Genomic DNA, 18,216 nt, shown 5'->3' on the forward strand with positions numbered 1-18,216 from the left:
AAATTATAATTTCGAATATAATTAAATGAAAGACGAAGAAGACGATAACATAATTCCAGATAACGAAGAAAATAATTCGGAGGATACTAATTCTTTTGATGACAATCAAGACGAGGAAGAATCTGAGGAAATTATCGAAGTAGATGCCAAATCTTTTGAAGGAGGACATTTTTACGATAATAACGATGGCGAAGGTGGTGATACCATTACCAAAGTTACCGGAATGTATAAAGACTGGTTCTTGGATTATGCTTCGTACGTAATTCTGGAACGTGCTGTTCCTGCTATCGAAGACGGATTTAAACCCGTACAACGTCGTATCATGCACTCACTTAAAGAGTTGGATGATGGTCGTTATAATAAAGTTGCCAATGTTGTAGGTCACACCATGCAGTATCACCCTCACGGAGATGCGAGTATTGGTGATGCAATGGTACAAATAGGTCAAAAAGATTTATTGATAGATTGTCAGGGAAACTGGGGAAATATCTTAACAGGAGATGGAGCTGCAGCTTCGCGTTACATTGAGGCACGTTTATCTAAATTTGCTTTGGAGGTTTTATACTCTCCAAAAATTACCGATTGGGGTGTTTCTTATGATGGTCGTCGTGCAGAACCGAATAATCTACCGGTAAAATTCCCTTTGCTTTTGGCACAAGGAGCCGAAGGTATTGCGGTTGGACTTTCTACGAAAGTATTGCCACATAACTTTAATGAATTAATCGATGCTTCGGTAAAAATTCTTAAAGGAAAACCGTTTACATTATATCCTGATTTTATGACTCAGGGTATTGCAGATATTTCTAATTATAATGATGGACTTCGTGGCGGACGAGTTCGGGTACGTGCCAAAATTGCACAATTAGACAAGAATACACTTGTAATTACGCAAATTCCGTTTTCGACCAATACGACTACTTTAATTGATAGTATTTTGAAAGCCAATGAAAAAGGCAAAATCAAAATCAAGAAAATTGAAGACAATACTGCGGCAGATGTAGAGATTTTGATACATCTTTTTCCAGGAGTTTCACCAGACAAAACAATTGATGCTTTGTTTGCGTTTACAGCCTGCGAAACTTCTGTAGCGCCTTTAGGTTGCGTTATTGAGGATAATAAACCATTGTTTATTGGTGTTTCAGCAATGTTGAAGATTTCTACGAACAGAACTGTCGATTTGCTTCGACAAGAGCTAGAAATTCAATTAGAGGAATTAAAAAATAAATGGCATTTCTCTACTTTAGAGAAAATCTTCATTCGTGAGGAAATGTACATTGATTTCAAATTATATTCTGACAGAGAATCGTTGTATAAATATTTATATGACCGATTTGAGCCTTTCAAGAAATCATTCGTAAGAGAAATTCATGATGATGATTTACAGCGTTTGACTCAAATTCCGATGATACGTATTACCCGTTTTGATTCTGATAAAGCCGATGATTTTATCGCTAAGTTAGAAGATGAAATGAAGGAAGTAGAATACAATCTGGAAAACTTAACAGATTTTGCTATTGCTTATTTTACCAGATTAAAAGAGAAATATGGTAAAGGACGTGAACGTCAGACAGAACTTCGTGTTTTTGATAATGTTGAGGCTACAAAAGTAGTTTTACGTAACACAAAGCTTTATGTAAACCGCGAAGAAGGTTTTGTTGGAACTAGCTTGAAAAAAGATGAGTATTTAACTGATTGTTCGGATATTGATGATGTGATTGTATTTTTACGAGATGGTAAAATGATAATTACAAAAGTTGATTCTAAGACATTTGTGGGTAAAGATATCATACATGTTGCTATTTTTGATAAAAGCGATAAACGTACAATTTACAATATGATGTATCGTGACGGAAAATCAGGACCTTCATATATAAAACGTTTTAATGTTTCGGGAGTTACACGTGATAAAGCGTATGATTTAACCAATGAAACTACAGGTTCGCAAGTAGTTTATTTTTCGCATAACCCTAACGGAGAAGCCGAAGTAATAACTATTTTACTGCGTCAGGTTGGAACGATTAAAAAATTGAAATTCGATATTGATTTTGCCAAATTAGCTATTAAAGGAAGAGCTTCAAAAGGAAATTTGGTAACCAAATATCCAATTAAGAAAATCGAACTTAAAGAAAAAGGAATCTCTACTTTATTGCCAAGAAAAGTTTGGTTTGATGATACTGTAAAGCGTCTGAATGTAGATGCACGTGGAGAATTGTTAGGAGAATTTAAGCCAAGTGATAAAATATTAATCATTAGCCAGACAGGAAAGCTGAAGGTGATTATTCCAGAATTATCAACTCATTTTGATGAAGACATGATTGTTTTGGAAAAATGGAATCCTAAAAAGCCAATTTCAGCTATTTATTTTGATGGGGAAAAAGAACGTTACTATATTAAGCGTTTCTTGATTGAGACTGAAAATAAAGAAGAATGTTTTATTACTGAACACCCTAATTCTCAGCTAGAGATTGTTGCGACTGATTATCGCCCTGTAGTCGAATTAGTTTTCACTAAGGTAAAAGGAGTTCAAAAAGATAATTTGTATGTAGATATCGAAGATTTTATTGCTGTAAAAGGCTTTAAAGCATTAGGGAATCAATTAACAAGTGATAAGATAAAACAAGTTAATCTGTTGGATCCATTACCATACGAAGAACCTAAAGAAGAAGTTCCTGAAAAACCAGAACTATCCGATGATGATTCAGTTGAAACAGAACTAGACGATGATGGACAAATCGGATTGGTTTTAGATTAAAAGATTATTTTTAGAAATATAAACACAAAAAAAACGCTAAGTAAATCTTAGCGTTTTTCATTTATAATAAATGGGAATTAAATTAATTTTCAGAGTTAATTAATACTTCCTCTTTAATCCATTTTACCTCGTCATTTTCGATAACGACAATCATTTTATCGCCATCTTTTACTTCACCAGAAATTATTTTCTTGGCCAATGGTCTTCTTAAATGACTACGAATAATACTTTTAATAGGTCTTGCACCGTATTTGGCATTGTATCCATTTTCTGCCAGATATAGTTTGGCTTCCATAGGGATTTCAACAGTTATATTGATGTTTTTAAGTAAATCCATGAACTCTTTTTTAAGATGGATTTCAAATATCTTCAATGCGTTTTCTTTGCTAATAGGGGCAAAAGGAACAATTTCGGTTAATCGTCCTAAAAATTCTGGCCTAAAATAATTCCCCATAATTTCCATTAAGGAAGTTGAAGTTGGAATTTTACCACTATTAAATGTTTCTACAATATGATCTGCACCAATATTAGAAGTAAAAAGGATAATAGCGTTTGAGAAATCTCCTTCTTTACCTAATCGATCATGAAGTTTTCCTTCGTCCATAATTTGCAAAAACACATCATATACAGAAGTATGTGCTTTCTCGATTTCATCAAATAATACGATTGAATATGGTTTTTGTCTTATTTTGTTCACCAATAATCCACCCTCTTCATAACCCACATACCCCGGAGGTGCTCCATAAAGTAATGCTGCGGAGTGTTCTTCTTTAAATTCGGACATATCAAAGCGGATAATAGCATTTTCATCCTGAAAAAGGAATTCGGCCAAACTCTTTGCTAGTTCTGTTTTTCCTGTTCCTGTAGGTCCTAAAAAGAAAAATGAAGCAATAGGTTGTCCAGCTTTACTTAAGCCTGATCTTGATTCTAAGATTGATCCTGCAACTGTAGCAATACAATGGTCCTGACCAATAACTCTTCGACCTAAAACTTCTTCGATATTGTTTAATTTTTGCTTTTCTTCCTCTTTTAGTTTTCCAGCAGGAATACCAGTTTTTTGAGCAATAATAAGCGATAAATCAAAAGCTTCGATATGTACACGTTTGTCTAAAGCTCTTTCTTCAAGTGTACTTATTAGGCTTTCGATATGGTTGATGATAGACTCTGATGTTTCAAATACTTTGTTGTCATTTTGTTCATCAACAACCATCAAAAATGTTGTCTTATTGATTAAATCGGTAAGGAACCAGTTTGATTCTTTTATTAATTGTTCTTCAGATAAACCAGCATCATTTTGCTTTAAAAGCTCTAATTTATCAAGAATTGATTGTTTTTCTTTAAGAAAAGTTTCGCCAGACGTTTTTAAAACTGACATCGTATGGTCGATAAGATTAATAGCTGATTCTGGAAGGCTTTTTTCTTTTAAATATCTTTTGGATAATCGAATGGACTCCGTAATAGTCTCATCATCGATTTGTATTTTATGATGTTCCTGATATGTTTTAATGGACTCGCGAATCATTCGAAACAAAGTATCATCGTCAGATTCTTCTAGTTTTACAATCTCAAACATACCAGATAAACCTTGTTCTTTCTCAATTCTTTTGGTGTATTCATCGATTGTCGATGTAGCAATAATGTTTAATCCTTTAGCTAATTCGCCTTTTAAAACATTAGAAACACCTGAATCGCCACCGTTTTTATCTAGCAGTATATGAATTTCTTCGATGATAAGAATCGCTTTAGGAAACTGTCTTAGTTCCTGAATACAGTTCTTTAATCGGTCTTCGATTTCGCCTTTATAAGAAGCTCCAGCGATTAGGGATGATAAATCTAGTTCAAAAAGTTGTACTTTGTTTAAGACATCTGGAACTTGATTTGAGATTACATTTTGAACGAGTGTATCTATTAAAATTGATTTACCAATACCTCGATCACCAATTAATAATACATTGGGTTTAGAGAATCGACAAAGAATTTCTTTAATCGTATTTAATTCTGTTTCACGACCAATAGCAACTATTCTCTTTTTCTTTTTTTCGAGGTTTTTATGAATGCAATATTTGCCTAAAAAGCCTTTTTTAACTTCTTGTTTGGCAACATTTTGGTCTTGAGGTATATTAGTCTGGTCTTCTAGTAATTCGTTTCGGGAAATAGGATAAGTTTTCATCTGGTCGAAATTAAAACCTACACCAGGTGAACTTAAGGCAACTATAATGGCATAAAGAGTAATTTCATCTTCATTTAATATAGCTCTTACCGATTCGGCTTCTTTGATAATTTCATCAATTACATCGCTCGGCTCTGCATTAAGAACTTGACTTGTTTTAGGTTCATCTTCCATTCGAACTTCTGCCCATTCGTCAAGATAATAAACATCTTTCCCCATTGTTTCAAGTTGTTTTAAAAGAGATAAATCTCTGTTTAAAATGGCTTTTAATAAATGGGCTGCCGAATAATATTTGTTTGAATTGGTTTTAGCAATTTTTCTTGCTATTTCAAATGCACTTAGTAATTCTACGCTGAAAATGTTTTTTTCTTCTTCCATACTATTTTAATCTTTAGACCAGATCAAGTATTTTTTTACTTTATAGCTAATATTTAGTCCCTTAATGCAATTATTTTGTTTGTCTTTGTTTAATCGTATTGATTCTATTTTTATTTTTTTTCCTTTAATAGCAGCACATAATTGTGAAAAAGTCAACAATTCTTTATCATTTTTTACAATCGGAATATCAAGATCATCACATAAATATTCAGAGAAATCATCTTTGACTTTGCTACCTTCAGCAACTTTAGTTAATAAAATTTCAAACTGATCTTCGGATATTTTTGGAGCCTTTTTTACTGCGCTAATACTATCTTTTTGAGTTTTAGTTTTTGGGGCAACAGGTACATATTGTAACATGTCTTCCAGAGGGTCTTTTTTAACAGAACCCCTTGGTAATGAAAAAGCTTCTGCCTTTTTTTCATATTCATACGAGGTTACATCCAGCGGATTTGTTTTCTTAATTACTCTGGTGTGCACATAAATTGTTTTTTTTGCAACGGTGCTAAAATCTCCATTTATGATAAGTGTAATTGTTTTTTCGCCCGGAGTTGAAAAAGTGTATACTGGATTTGCCGAAGTTTCGTCGATTCCTCTTCTATTTTCTCCAAATGACCATTCCCATGTTCTGGCATCATCAGATTCTGATCTAAAATAGGTGGGTTGTCCTGCGGTGATTATTTTTGGGACGATAATTTGCGGAGTTCCAAATTTATCAGCAGCATATTTATCCTTAATTACGAGTTCTCGAGTATGGGTACAATCCCCATTTATGGTTAGGGTAACTTTATATTTTCCTGGTTTTTTATACACGTGAAATGTATGTCTTCTTACATCTAGTAACGACCCATCTCCAAAATCCCATTCCCATGTTTTTGCATTATGGGTTCGGTCATAAAACTCAATGGATTCCTCGCTTTGCGAGTGATCTGAAAAAATGTAAAGCTTAACATCTTCACAGTCTACATGGTTGAAAAACTGTACTATAAATGCAACTATTCCTATCAATAATAAAATTGAAAAGAAGAATATAACCCTAATATCGATATTTTTTTTATTCATTTTTTATTTTTAAGAATTCACAAAAGTCAGAATATATTTTATAAAGTTGCTCGCAAAAATAGTTTTTATTATTTTAAGATTCCAAGAATTATTACTATAAAATTTACAAAAAATAATTTGTATTCTTACAGAATAATTTATTACGTTTGCAACCTTGTGATTATGGATGTAATAAATTCATAATATAAAGAACCAAGCTAACAAATACCACAACAGTTAGTCTTTTGGAAACTAAAAAGTGATATTTCATTTCACTTTTTAGCATTATTACATTTATTTAAAAAATAAAAAATACCGTATTGTAGTATTTTTATGACTTGTATAAGTCTTTTTTAATAGAATTATAATTTAGATTGCAACAAAAATTTTAGAATAATAAAAATCTGGAGATATTGGATGTTTAAATTCATTATCACTAAGAAAAATTATAACAAAGAATCTAAGCTAATAAATACCACAACAATTAGCTTTAAAAATTATAAGGATTAAAGGATTTTCAATAATTGATAATCTTAATAAATACTCTATTTTTTTCTATAGAGATAAAATAATAAATTTTATAAATGAAGCAGGTAATTTTATTAATGCTAATGATATGTTCATTTACGGAGTGTAGGAGTCAGAGTTATATTTCTCAGATTCCCTTTAAATATGATTATTCCCTGGATTTGTTGAAAAAACAATCTCATATGGAAGAAACTGGATTAAAGAATAAAACTGTTGTAAATGATAATTCGGAAAATTTAAGTGATGCTATCTTAGCTTTAAAAGAAAAATATTCGATAGTTCTTGCTGTAACTCCTAATAAAATAACGAATTACAATTTGTATGGGTATATCGATACTTGGATTAATACGCCGTACAAAGAAAAAAGCTTTTCGAAAAAAGGAATCGATTGTTCTTATTTCCTGCAATCACTGTATAGTGATGTTTATAAAGTAACGCTTCCTAAAGACCCTGCTGGAATGTGGAAATCTAAAGCAATTCAGATTTTTACTGGACGAAGTTTTTTGGCAGAAGGGGATTTAGTTTTTTTTAGATACGATAAAGATCATCCTATCTCAGATGTTGGTTTATACCTTCATAACGATAGGATTTTGGCATGTACAGATAAAGGATTGGCGATTTATAATTTCAATGACGAATATTTTCAATTGCGCTATATAGGAGCAGGAAGAATCAATGAAGATGCAAAGAAGAAATAAACAGTCTCTTGAAACTTTGGTAAAAGAAATAGAGAGTATTTCTTATGATATCAGAGCCGAAATTATAGCCAATGAGCTTATTGAGAGCAATAATGTTGTCTCCGAAGAAATTATAATTTCTAACAGAGGACAATTCTCAAGAGCATATAGGAGTGATGTTTTGGGCGCAACGATTCAGGATGATAACTATGATAAACAGGAGTATCTTAATATATTCTTGTCTAGAGATAGTATCTATGATGCGCTACCTGAGGGTTATGTTCATAGTTTGAGTGAGAACAATACTGATAAGTCTGTTCGACAAATGATAAAAGAGCATAAGCATCAGAAAAAACAAGAAGCCGAAGCTCGTAATTTTTTTATTCCTTTTGAAAATGAAATTTTTCATTATAGGACTAAGATAGAAAGTGTTGAGAGAGATTTTTTATACAAATTAAACGGAAGTAAACCGTTAGATTTCTTTTATGATTTCTGGGGTTTGCCACATATTTACCCAGCAGTTTTGGTGTCTAAGTTTATTCAGCTTTTGCCATACGCTTATAAGATTGTTGGTGATATTGATTTAGCATGCCGCTGTTTAGGCAGTATTATAGAAGAAAAAGTACAATATAAAATAACAAGTTCTAAAGAATATAGTGATGAGAGTCAGCAAATTAATTTAGGAGAGAATAGATTGGGTGTCGATTTTATTTGCGGTAACAAGTATATGGATTACTCCATGAATGTAACCGTCGAGATAGGACCCATAATCAACAAGCCTTTTCAAGATTATATTCATGAAGGCGGGGTTAAAAAATTTATAGATTGTTTTTATGAGCATTTTTTTCCAATGGAAGTTGAGCTTAAAACAATCTTATTAATGAATGAAGAAACAGAAGCATTTAATTTTAGTAAACAACCTGTGTTGGGGTATACAACACGAATTTAGAAATGGTAAAGAAACATTTAGCAGCGCTTATAGATATTAGGCTCATTGTATTTCTGGTTGTAATTATAGCAGTAAGTGTTATTCTTACAATGGTATTTAGTGATAAAATAAAAGAATTTGCAGTAAAATATAAGAAGAAATTCTACATCTATATATTTTCATTTGTGCTTATTTACGCATTAGTAGCCTTCTTGGGTTATAACAAGTTATTTACAGAACTATCCGATGAATTTCTATTTTATCAAATAGCTTCTTTATTGTTTGGATGCCTCCATGTTTATTTATACCGATGGTATTTTGAGGAATTTAGTATGAAATCTGTTGGTATCGAATTGTTATTTTCGTTATTAATTATACTGTACTCAAGTGTTCTGTTTATAATTATTTATACAGCACTTAATGGTATTGGGCTTACTTTCCTAATGTGCTCTCATTTCTTGGTATTTATTGTTCCTACTGGGATTTATGCTGTATTTAATTATATGATGCAAATACCACCTAAAGAATATGTTACCTGGAGAATACCTAAAGGGAAAAATCCTTTTCCAGAAATTGATGGTGTAGAGATGAAGGATTTATTACTTATAACCTTGTTGATCCAGAAAAAACCTGATAGTGCTACTTATACCTCTCTTAGATCTAAAGGTCCCGTAAGGATTGATTTTGGGAACTTATTTTACCATACTGTTTCGGGATATAACGATCATAATGCCGAAAGCATAATAGATCTGGACCAAAATGGTGAAAACTACAATTGGGTGTTTTTCTTGCAACCCAAATGGTATCAAAGCGCTAAATACGTAGATGCGAAATATACTTTGGGAATGAATGGTATTACCGAGAACTCGGTTATTATTTGTAAAAGACAGAAAGAAAAAGAAATCAAAGTAGATAAAAAAAAGAAGAAAGACGAAGAAGGTTTTATGTACGAACCTACGGTAGAGGAAAAAAAAGGAAGTAAAAAGGAAGTTAAAGAACCTGCATTGTAAAATTGTGAATAAATTAAAATTAGCTAAGACATAATGTACTATATAGAGGGATCTGAGATGTCATCATACGACAAACATCGCATTTATAAAATAAGGGTAGGAGATACGCTGGAAAGTGTAGCTCATAAACTTGGTATAGATGCCAGAGAACTCAGACGATATCATAATATATATTGTCCTATTCCTGATTTAATCGAAGCTGATTTTAAAAGTCATCTGGAATTATTGATTTTGGCTCCTGTAAATAGTGTCAATGCAGAGAAAAAAAGCATTGAGGATGGAACAGCAAAAGTTGTTTTAAAAAATGATTACACATTGCCATTTCTGCTTAGAGGTCTTGACAAGAAATATAAAGTGCATTACACTAGCGAAGTAGGAGATCAGGTAGATACTATTACTACAGAAGTAAATGTAAAATGGCTTGCTGTAGATAAGAATAAGTTTCAGCTCTTTGAAATTAACAAGGCGTCTAATATTTATATTAATGCCGAAAAGCCTGATACAATGATGGATGAGTTGGGAGCAAAAACTGCCGAAATCCTCTATCCATTAAAGATTGTAGTTGACGGAACAGGAAAATGGGTTGATATTTATAATTATAATGAAATTGTAACTCGCTGGGAAGATACTAAAAGAGAAATTTTAGATTATTATGAAGGAGAAGTAACTAATGCTTATATAGAACATACCGAGTATGCATTAGAAAGTTCAGAAACATTATTGGCATCATTATTTTCTGATTATTTTTTGAGAGCTTTTTTTAATGGTATTCATGTAGGATATACAGCCAATTACTCTTTTGAGAATAAGATTTCTTTTCCGTTAGAGAAAAATGAAGAGTCTCTATTTACAGTAGAACAAAAGGTAGCTCCTTATTTAGAAGTATCGGGTTTAATTAAAGTAGAGCAAAAAGGAACTTATATAGATTCTAGTTTTGATGAAAGTTTTGGGTTTGAACCTTGGGAAGGGAATTATAGTGCAACCTATTTTTTAGATTCAGATACTTATTGTATAGAAAATATGAATTTAGAATGTAGTATTGACTACCATGAACCCATAAAAATAGCTATAACAATAGATTCTCTATCAGATAAAATTGAGACTGAGAGCTAAAAAGATAATAATTGATTTGAGTAAGATTTATAAAAAAGAAAACGGAATCAACAAGGATATTTAATATCCAAAAAAGGTAAAGCCATGAGTGAGAAACATGTAGTAGTACAAGGAGCAACGGTAAAATGTAAGTTTAGTGTAGAGCCTAAGTTGGATAAACTTAAGGTAAAAACACAAAGTAAGCATTATGCTAATGACAAAGATGCCGAAAAAAAACTCATAGCAACCGATAAAGAAATTGGACAAACACTAGAGAAAAACACGTTTGGTAAATGCAAGATGCAACCTAACGGAAGTGGAGATTATTTGCCTTGTAAAGCAACCATTACCAAATGGAGTGGTTTTTATGATAAAGTTACATTATCTAATAAAGGGAAAATTTTATTAGAAGACAGTAAAGCAACTTGTCCTATAGGAGGACCGGATTGTATTACTGTAGATAAGCATGGACAAAAGGCAGAACCAGGAAAACAAAATGCAAAAAAGGCTAAGCCACAGGTGAGTAATCAAATAAACCCACTGGTAGATACAGCTAAATTTCAAGAAAGTTTAGAAGAGAGTGATTCTATTTGTAAATAAAATTAAGCAGTATGTCAGATTTTAAAATAACTGGTAATCCTAATCCTGTAGTAGGAAAAGAAGAGTTTTATACGATAAATGCTTTTTTTGGTAGTTTGCTACCAAATCCTCTTATGCCTAAGAGTTCGTTTGGTCCACCAGTTTCCTGGACGATACATGTATTGGAGAACGGTAAGTGGCGAAAAACAAAAGAGAATGACAAAACAGGAGATAAAGTATCTTATACTTTCTTGCAGAAGAGTCTGGAAAGAAAAGGTATCCGCATATTGGCAAAAAGAGGAGAAGAAGTTGCCCGACTAGATATAAAGACTCAAGCAGCTGGGAGTCCAAAAATTGATAGTGTAGAATTACTTGATAAAAGCGGAAAAAAGCCTGCGAAGCCATTATCTTATGGACAAACTCTTAAGGCCAGAGTACATTGCTTACACATGGAGAAACGCAAAGTGTATGTTACCCTATGGGAAGATGATGCAAAGAAGGGGGGACATAATACAGCGAATGAAAAAAATATAATAGAAACACGTTTTGGTATCGTTAAAAACGGAAAAGCAGATGTTGATTTTCCTTTAAGACCAAGTTTTGCAAAAATTGCAACAAAAGCAGGACCAGAAAAAGACAAGATCCATGAATATTATGTGACTACGGAATTTAATAAACAAAAAATACCTAGTAATAATGTTAATGTAAACGAGCTTGAAGCTCCCGTAGCACCTTTTAAAGGTAAAACGACTTCTCCAGGACAAACACAACCGGTTAAGAACAATGTGCCTGTACAGAAACCTAAAACTTCAACTCCAACTGTGCCAACGCAGACAAAAGTAAAAGGAGTAATTAATAGTGTAAACATTACTGATGCTAATGGAAACAAAATAAGAGGTATTTTTAAAGAAAACCGAATTAAAGTTTGGATAAATTCTAAAGGGCTTATCGGGAAAGAAGTTCGTCTTAAATTGTATGATGAAGATGTTGTTAGCGATGATGAATTACTTGATCAAAAATTTACTATCCAGTCAGATTTACATGTTAGGCTAGTACCTCTAGATACAATACCAAGAAGCTTAGGAGGTGATTTTGGAGAAGGGCCTGAATTAGAGTTATTTGCATATGTTGAAGTATTATCAAGTGGTGTGAATAAACCAAGTGGAATAGTAAATGTAGATGCTACAGTATTTAAGCCAGATCCTATAGAGCCTTCGAGTAGTGTGATGAAGCAAGGTAAGAATGATAAAAAGGATGAGAAGAAGGATGATAAAAAGGTTGTTTGCCAAAATTGTATAGATCCAGTAACTGGTGGTCAACTTAAAAAAATATTTACTAAAGCCGATCCTGTTATTTTGGACAAAGTAGCTAAAACTTATACCAAATATATGAAAGAGTTGGGGATGGATACTTGCTGGAATAAAGCTCATTTCTTTGCGCAGGCTCTTGTTGAGAGTGGTGAAAAACTATTAGTATCTGGTAAAGGAGAAAGTATGAATTATTTAGCAGACGATTTGTATTTAGGTAGATGGAATAAAAATAAGACAAAGCGAGATATCATTTTGTCATATTTCAAGACTCATAAAGAGGAAGCCTACAAATATGGTAGAATCGAGGAAATTAAAAATGGAAAAAAAATTATCACTCAAAGTGCTAATCAAGAAATGATTGCAAATTTGGCTTACGGCCCTAATGCAGCAAAAGGAAAAGAACTTGGAAATACTGGTTCTACTGATGGGTGGGATTTTAGAGGAAGAGGATTAGTTCAACTTACAGGAAGGTCTGGATATGAATATGCTAATACTTATACGAAGCGAGAAGGTGCAGATATCATAAAAAATTCTGATTTAATAGTTACAAATGCATCTATAGCTGTTTTATCATCTATGGCATTTTGGAAATGGAAGAAAATAGCACCTATTGCAAATAGTAATAAAAGCACAAAGAATATTTGTAAAAAAGTAGGAAAAAACGTAACACTTGCTAATGGGAAGAATAACTATGATGAAAAGCAAAGTGCATTTACAGATATCACTTCAGTAACATTTAAAATTAATGATTGTAAATATGGGAAGGCGAAGGTAGAAAAAACTACTTTGTCAGGAAAAGCCCCTTGGATGCCTTTTGCTTTAAAAGAAATAGGACAAAAAGCAATTTTGGGTAATGATAACAATTCAAGAATTACAGAATATTTTACTGCTTCTACAAATGGAAAAGGACTTAATGAAGGAACAAACTGGTGTGGTGCTTTTGCTAGTTGGTGTTTCACTCAGGCAGGTTATACACCTCCTCCTTTATCATGTAGGGCTGCAATGTGGCAATTTTGGAAACAAGATAAACCAATTTACGGTTCAGCTGCTGTGATAGATTGGGATAGCAATCAAAGTGCTAAAGTAAATGGTAAAGAAGGCGCTGTTGGTGGAGCTGGTCATATTACGTTTGTTGTTGGGATTAGTGCTGATGGAAAACATTATTACTGTGTTGGAGGAAACCAAGGGGGAGCTAAAGGAGCAAGAACAGTGAAAATTTCTAAATACTCTAAAAATGACATAGATTGGTTTGTTATACCTCCTAATTACACTCCTTCTGAAAAAGAATATACTCTCAAGGTTATGAATAATGAGGCTGACGTAGATAGCGCTAGTACAACTAGAACTTAAAAATTATATTATTATGAAATTATTAACATTTGCACCACTTGTATTATTATTTTGTTTTTGTTCATGTCAAAACAAAAGTGAAACTGCAAAAATTGAAAAAATGGAAAACAGAGATTTAAAAACATTATTAGAAAAACAGATTAAAGCAGGATATGGGGCAGAAAAAAATGAAACAGATTACCCTAATTATAATTTAACGGAAACAGATTTAGATGTATCAAATCAAATATTGAAAGAATACTTGATGAAAAATGGATATAAAGCCCCTAATAATATTCAGTTTAATGAAATTGTAAATAAATTATTTCAACGAACTTTAGATTATAATTCAGAGAAAAAAAATATTTATATAAATTTTACTACCCCTTGCGATAGAGTTATTAAATTTTTAAAAAATAATTCTGAAGAGGTGCAGGATTATTCATTTTATATAAATAAAGAAGGTAATTTTATTACAGAATTATTTTCGATACCAGAAGTTCTCGATTACGAAAAAGTATTTCCTGAAGTAGCTACATTAGAAAAAAATATGCCTACATCTAAGGATGAGATTAAAATTTATAAATGGAATTCTTTAGAAAATCTGCAAAATATACGAGAACAAAATTTAAAAACGATTTTATCTAGAAATAAATATTTATTCAATGATAGTAGAGTGGATTTATTATGGCTTCTTTCTAATGACAAAAAATTTTTAACTGATTTGGTTATTAAATTTGGTTTTGATAAAGAAAAGCAAATTAATAAAATGGCCTTAGAGGAATTATATAAAAAATATGAAAAAGAAAATCCTATTCAAGTTGAAAGGATTGGAGATTTGATTTTTCATAAAAATTGTGATGGTACTTTTTCGATTAGGCAAGGTCTGTTAGAATATGTTAGAGAAAACACAAATGAAAATGATAACAGGTTTATATATGCATTGTCTAATTATGTTTCAATATTATATGATGGTGATTTAAATAAAGTATTTGAAAATGATCCTTCGAAAGTTTTTAGTGAATTACAGAAAGCAAATATTGTAGCATTAATTGCTTCTATTGAAAATCCTGCAGTTACTAAATTTAAAAATAAAAAACCTGTTTTATGGAATAATGAATCAACAGCATTAGAAGATTTATCTGTTTCTCACCCAGAAGTAATTGAAATAATTATAAAAAATAATTATTTTGGAATTCAAAATTTGAAAGAAATTATCGATAATCTTGGAAGTGACGATTAATAAGAACTAAAAAGGAACAAGTTCGTTGACGTATTGAAAAGAAAAGCCCTAATTAGCAAGAGTCTAATTTTCTTGCTAATTGGAGGTATTTCTAAATTGATAAAAAGAAAGTAAATATTTAGAATATGAGTTTGATTCAAAATAAAAAAATGGAAAAAAGACTAACTGAATCCCTCCAAGGTTATATTAAACAAGTTTTTGATTTTTTAAAATCAATTTTTATATTTCTATTAGTCGTTTTCTTATTAGTTTCTTGTAAAGGGCAAGAAAAAGATAATATCATTCAAACAAAGCAAAAAATAGAAGAAGAAAAACAACAACAACAAGAAATTTTTATTGGCAAAACATTTTTTGAGGGAGATGAATTAAATAATTACTTATTCATAAAATCTGAAAATTTAATTAATATAGATAGTTTAAGTTATACCATTTATAGAAAAGAGGATACTAAAGATTATATATTTAGTTTAGAGAAATTTATTAAAAATGATGATGTAAAAAAATATTTAATTATTGATGTTATAAACTTTAAAGATTATGATTCTTTATCCTTCTCTGTTAAGGAAAGTTATATAAAGGAGAAATGGAATCTTATTTTTTTGCAAAAGAATAAAGTTTTAAAACAATGGGCTTTTGAAAAGAAAATGACAACCCAAACTATTGAATCTTTAAAGCTACAATTAGATAAGTACAAGATAAAAAAAGAATTAAAATGTGATTTAAATAAAGATGGACAGGAGGATATAATTTTAATTTTTGAACCTAAAGTGATTAAAAAAATGGATTTGGATAATTCACTCTTAATGGATTCTCCATTATGCATAATGATAAACAAAGGAAATAATAGTTATTCTATAATAAGCAACAATAATATTATTTATACTGCTTCTTATAATTGTCCTTCAGACGGGTTAGAAAAAATAACTTCAGAGGATAATTATTTTACGATTGAGCAAGTTACATGTGACGAATTTGGTAGGATACAAAATGACAATATTACGTTTGAATATAATAATAAATCAGATGAACTTACTTTAGCTAAATTCAAAAGAAGTCTTTTTGAAAGATCAGATGGATCAGAATTTTTACCTATAAGTTCCTTTCTTTATCCAAAAGATTTTGGAAAGATTGATTTTAAAAATTATGATTCAAAAATTAAATATGAGAATATAGAAAAATAATAAAAGTAATAAAAGTAATAAGCTCATTGACGTATTGAAAAGAAAAGCCCTAGCTAGTATGAGTATGATATTCATGCTAGTTGGGGAAATTATAAAATAATAATATTATGAAATTTTTAAAGATTGCAGTCATAACTATTTTTTTTACCTCATGTAAAAACAATGAAATAAAAAAAGATGTCCATTATAATAACGATAACAAAAATGAGATTATCAATAATTATGTTCAAACAGATTCAAAGAATATAATTGGTGTCTGGAATTGGAGATCTGATGATAAATCTCAACAATTTACAATACAAATAAAAAGAATTGAGAAGGATTCTGTATTTGGACAGTATTGTGCAGTTTATAATAATGGTAATAAACTTGACTGTGATGTTGATGATACAAATAACATAAAAGGTTTAATTGTAAAGGATAAAATTCAGTTAAGTTTCGATAGTTTTTTTGGAGCCAAAAATGGAAAAGCAGAAATTAAAATTTTTGAAAATCATATTGAGTGGAAAATTATAAAATCACCTAAAGGAGAATTTTATTCGCCTGAATTTGCAATTTTATATAGAAAAGGTGATAAAAGTGAGGTTGCCCAAAATAAAACTGATTTATCTCAAAAGAAAGTGAAACTTCCTTTTGATTATGAAAAATATATAGATTTATGTTACGTAGAAGAAAGTAAAGTTTGTGATGAAAATTTTCCTTTTTACAAAAGTGATGAATTGTCGGTTGTAACACAATTGATTAACAATAAGATAAACAAAAATACACCAGAGAGAATTTATTGTATAGATAATTCAGGTTTGGATTTTGAAACTTATGTTTTTATAATAAGAGATGAAGTACAGGATTATCTTTCAACTACTTATTTAATGAATGTGAGAAATAATAAAATTATAGCAAATCAATTAATTGGGCAATATCCTGATGGAGAAGCTCCAGAGGATGTAGATGTTAGTAATCAGACTTATGTAATTAATAAGGATTTATCAGTTTCAGTTTTTGATAAAGTTTATAAGAAAAAAAATAAACTTTCGGCAAAATACATTGTCAATTCAGATGGAACTATACAGGCTTATTAAACTGGTTTAGCAAATTTTAAAATATAAGTTCTTATGATTAAACGCAAAATGATAAAATTATAAAATGAGAAAACTAGTATTTATTTTATTTCTATTAGGTACGATGGCTTCCTGTAAATCAGAAGATAGTAGTGAAGAGTATATAGGAACTTGGTTAGAGGTTAAACAAAAAGGAAATGAATTTGTACTTGTAGATTGTGGCTATGATGGAGAAAGTATAAAAACTTCGAGAGATTCAATTTTTGAAAAAGGAATAATGGAAGATAGTAATATGAAAATCGACCATGTAAAACTAAATAAAGACGGGATAAGTTTATTTACGGATAAGTCAGAAAAATCATATTACAGATTTCAATGGATTGATAAAAATAAAGGTATATCTAAATGGGAAATCACATATGATGGATCGTCAACTGTTGTTAAATATTTTGTGAATAAATTGAATTTTAAAAGCGTAAAAACAGTTAAAGGAACAAAAGCAGATTGCATTACAAGTGATGATGTTGGAGATTTAGCTAATGATTCTATTGATATTATAAATCAAGATTCTTTGGATATCTGGAGAGGAGTTTATCATTTTGAAGCAAGTAATAGAGATAATGAGAAAACGGTTTTTGATATTATAATTAAATCTCTAGACGATATATCTGTAAATATTGACGATGCCGGAAGCAAAGAAAAATATTTAGATGTAAAGGGAGAAAAAGTTAGTGAGAATAAAATCAAAATAGCATACAATAAAGCATTTGAAGATGAAATGGGAGTAATATTTATAGAGGTAAATGAGGAGAAATTTTATATCTCTGGAAACCCGATATATTTTATAAATCCTGGTAACAATGAATTTCCTTTAACGAAGATTAAATAGACCTATTAACAGATTTGCAATAAGCATTTTAAGAGAGATTATAAATAACGA

General features: G+C 30.7%; 13 protein-coding genes. 11 read left to right on the plus strand and 2 right to left on the minus strand.

What is annotated here, in order from left to right:
* The first annotated feature begins 25 nt into the window (after positions 1 to 25).
* The gene (locus tag SHI72_RS04025; RefSeq protein ID WP_086895177.1) at positions 26 to 2,752 is read left to right on the plus strand and encodes a DNA gyrase/topoisomerase IV subunit A; all 2,727 of its coding nucleotides are present in this window, start codon (positions 26 to 28) and stop codon (positions 2,750 to 2,752) included.
* Positions 2,753 to 2,834: 82 nt separating this feature from the next.
* Here the strand turns inward: SHI72_RS04025 and SHI72_RS04030 are convergent, their stop codons facing one another.
* Positions 2,835 to 5,300 carry an ATP-dependent Clp protease ATP-binding subunit gene (locus tag SHI72_RS04030; protein WP_323489126.1) on the minus strand — a complete coding sequence of 822 codons (2,466 nt, stop codon included), beginning with the start codon at positions 5,298 to 5,300 and terminating at the stop codon, positions 2,835 to 2,837.
* 6 nt (positions 5,301 to 5,306) lie between these two features.
* Entirely contained in the window at positions 5,307 to 6,362 is a 1,056-nt protein-coding gene (locus tag SHI72_RS04035) for a PKD domain-containing protein (protein ID WP_323489127.1), read from the minus strand.
* Positions 6,363 to 7,051: 689 nt separating this feature from the next.
* Between SHI72_RS04035 and SHI72_RS04040 the strand changes: the two genes are divergently transcribed.
* The 10 genes from SHI72_RS04040 to SHI72_RS04085 all read left to right on the plus strand — a co-directional run bounded on the left by SHI72_RS04040 (position 7,052) and on the right by SHI72_RS04085 (position 18,165).
* Positions 7,052 to 7,567 (plus strand): C40 family peptidase, encoded by a 516-nt coding sequence (locus SHI72_RS04040; RefSeq protein WP_323489128.1) that lies wholly within the window; start codon positions 7,052 to 7,054, stop codon positions 7,565 to 7,567.
* Positions 7,551 to 8,495, plus strand: a complete 945-nt coding sequence (locus SHI72_RS04045) for a hypothetical protein (RefSeq protein WP_240474700.1) — start codon at positions 7,551 to 7,553, stop codon at positions 8,493 to 8,495. Before SHI72_RS04040 ends, SHI72_RS04045 begins: the two co-directional genes overlap by 17 nt.
* A gap of 2 nt (positions 8,496 to 8,497) precedes the next feature.
* The gene (locus tag SHI72_RS04050; protein ID WP_039112680.1) at positions 8,498 to 9,484 is read left to right on the plus strand and encodes a TssN family type VI secretion system protein; all 987 of its coding nucleotides are present in this window, start codon (positions 8,498 to 8,500) and stop codon (positions 9,482 to 9,484) included.
* Between the two features lie 33 nt (positions 9,485 to 9,517).
* Positions 9,518 to 10,597, plus strand: coding sequence for a peptidoglycan-binding protein LysM (locus SHI72_RS04055; protein WP_323489129.1), 1,080 nt, complete (start codon positions 9,518 to 9,520; stop codon positions 10,595 to 10,597).
* Positions 10,598 to 10,681: 84 nt separating this feature from the next.
* Complete coding sequence (locus SHI72_RS04060) at positions 10,682 to 11,176, plus strand: DUF4280 domain-containing protein (RefSeq protein ID WP_039117169.1); 495 nt, start codon at positions 10,682 to 10,684, stop codon at positions 11,174 to 11,176.
* Between the two features lie 11 nt (positions 11,177 to 11,187).
* A complete protein-coding gene (locus SHI72_RS04065; protein ID WP_323489130.1) occupies positions 11,188 to 13,815 on the plus strand; it encodes a hypothetical protein in 2,628 nt (875 codons plus the stop codon).
* 13 nt (positions 13,816 to 13,828) lie between these two features.
* Positions 13,829 to 15,037: a hypothetical protein gene (locus SHI72_RS04070; protein ID WP_323489131.1), complete on the plus strand. Its 1,209-nt coding sequence runs from the start codon at positions 13,829 to 13,831 to the stop codon at positions 15,035 to 15,037.
* A 149-nt stretch (positions 15,038 to 15,186) separates the two neighbouring features.
* Entirely contained in the window at positions 15,187 to 16,218 is a 1,032-nt protein-coding gene (locus SHI72_RS04075) for a hypothetical protein (RefSeq protein WP_323489132.1), read from the plus strand.
* A gap of 107 nt (positions 16,219 to 16,325) precedes the next feature.
* Positions 16,326 to 17,297: a hypothetical protein gene (locus SHI72_RS04080; protein WP_323489133.1), complete on the plus strand. Its 972-nt coding sequence runs from the start codon at positions 16,326 to 16,328 to the stop codon at positions 17,295 to 17,297.
* A 64-nt stretch (positions 17,298 to 17,361) separates the two neighbouring features.
* The gene (locus SHI72_RS04085; protein WP_323489134.1) at positions 17,362 to 18,165 is read left to right on the plus strand and encodes a hypothetical protein; all 804 of its coding nucleotides are present in this window, start codon (positions 17,362 to 17,364) and stop codon (positions 18,163 to 18,165) included.
* The last annotated feature ends 51 nt before the right edge of the window (positions 18,166 to 18,216 follow it).

Origin of the sequence: Flavobacterium sp. PL02 (assembly GCF_035013205.1) — a bacterium.
Lineage (GTDB): Bacteria > Bacteroidota > Bacteroidia > Flavobacteriales > Flavobacteriaceae > Flavobacterium.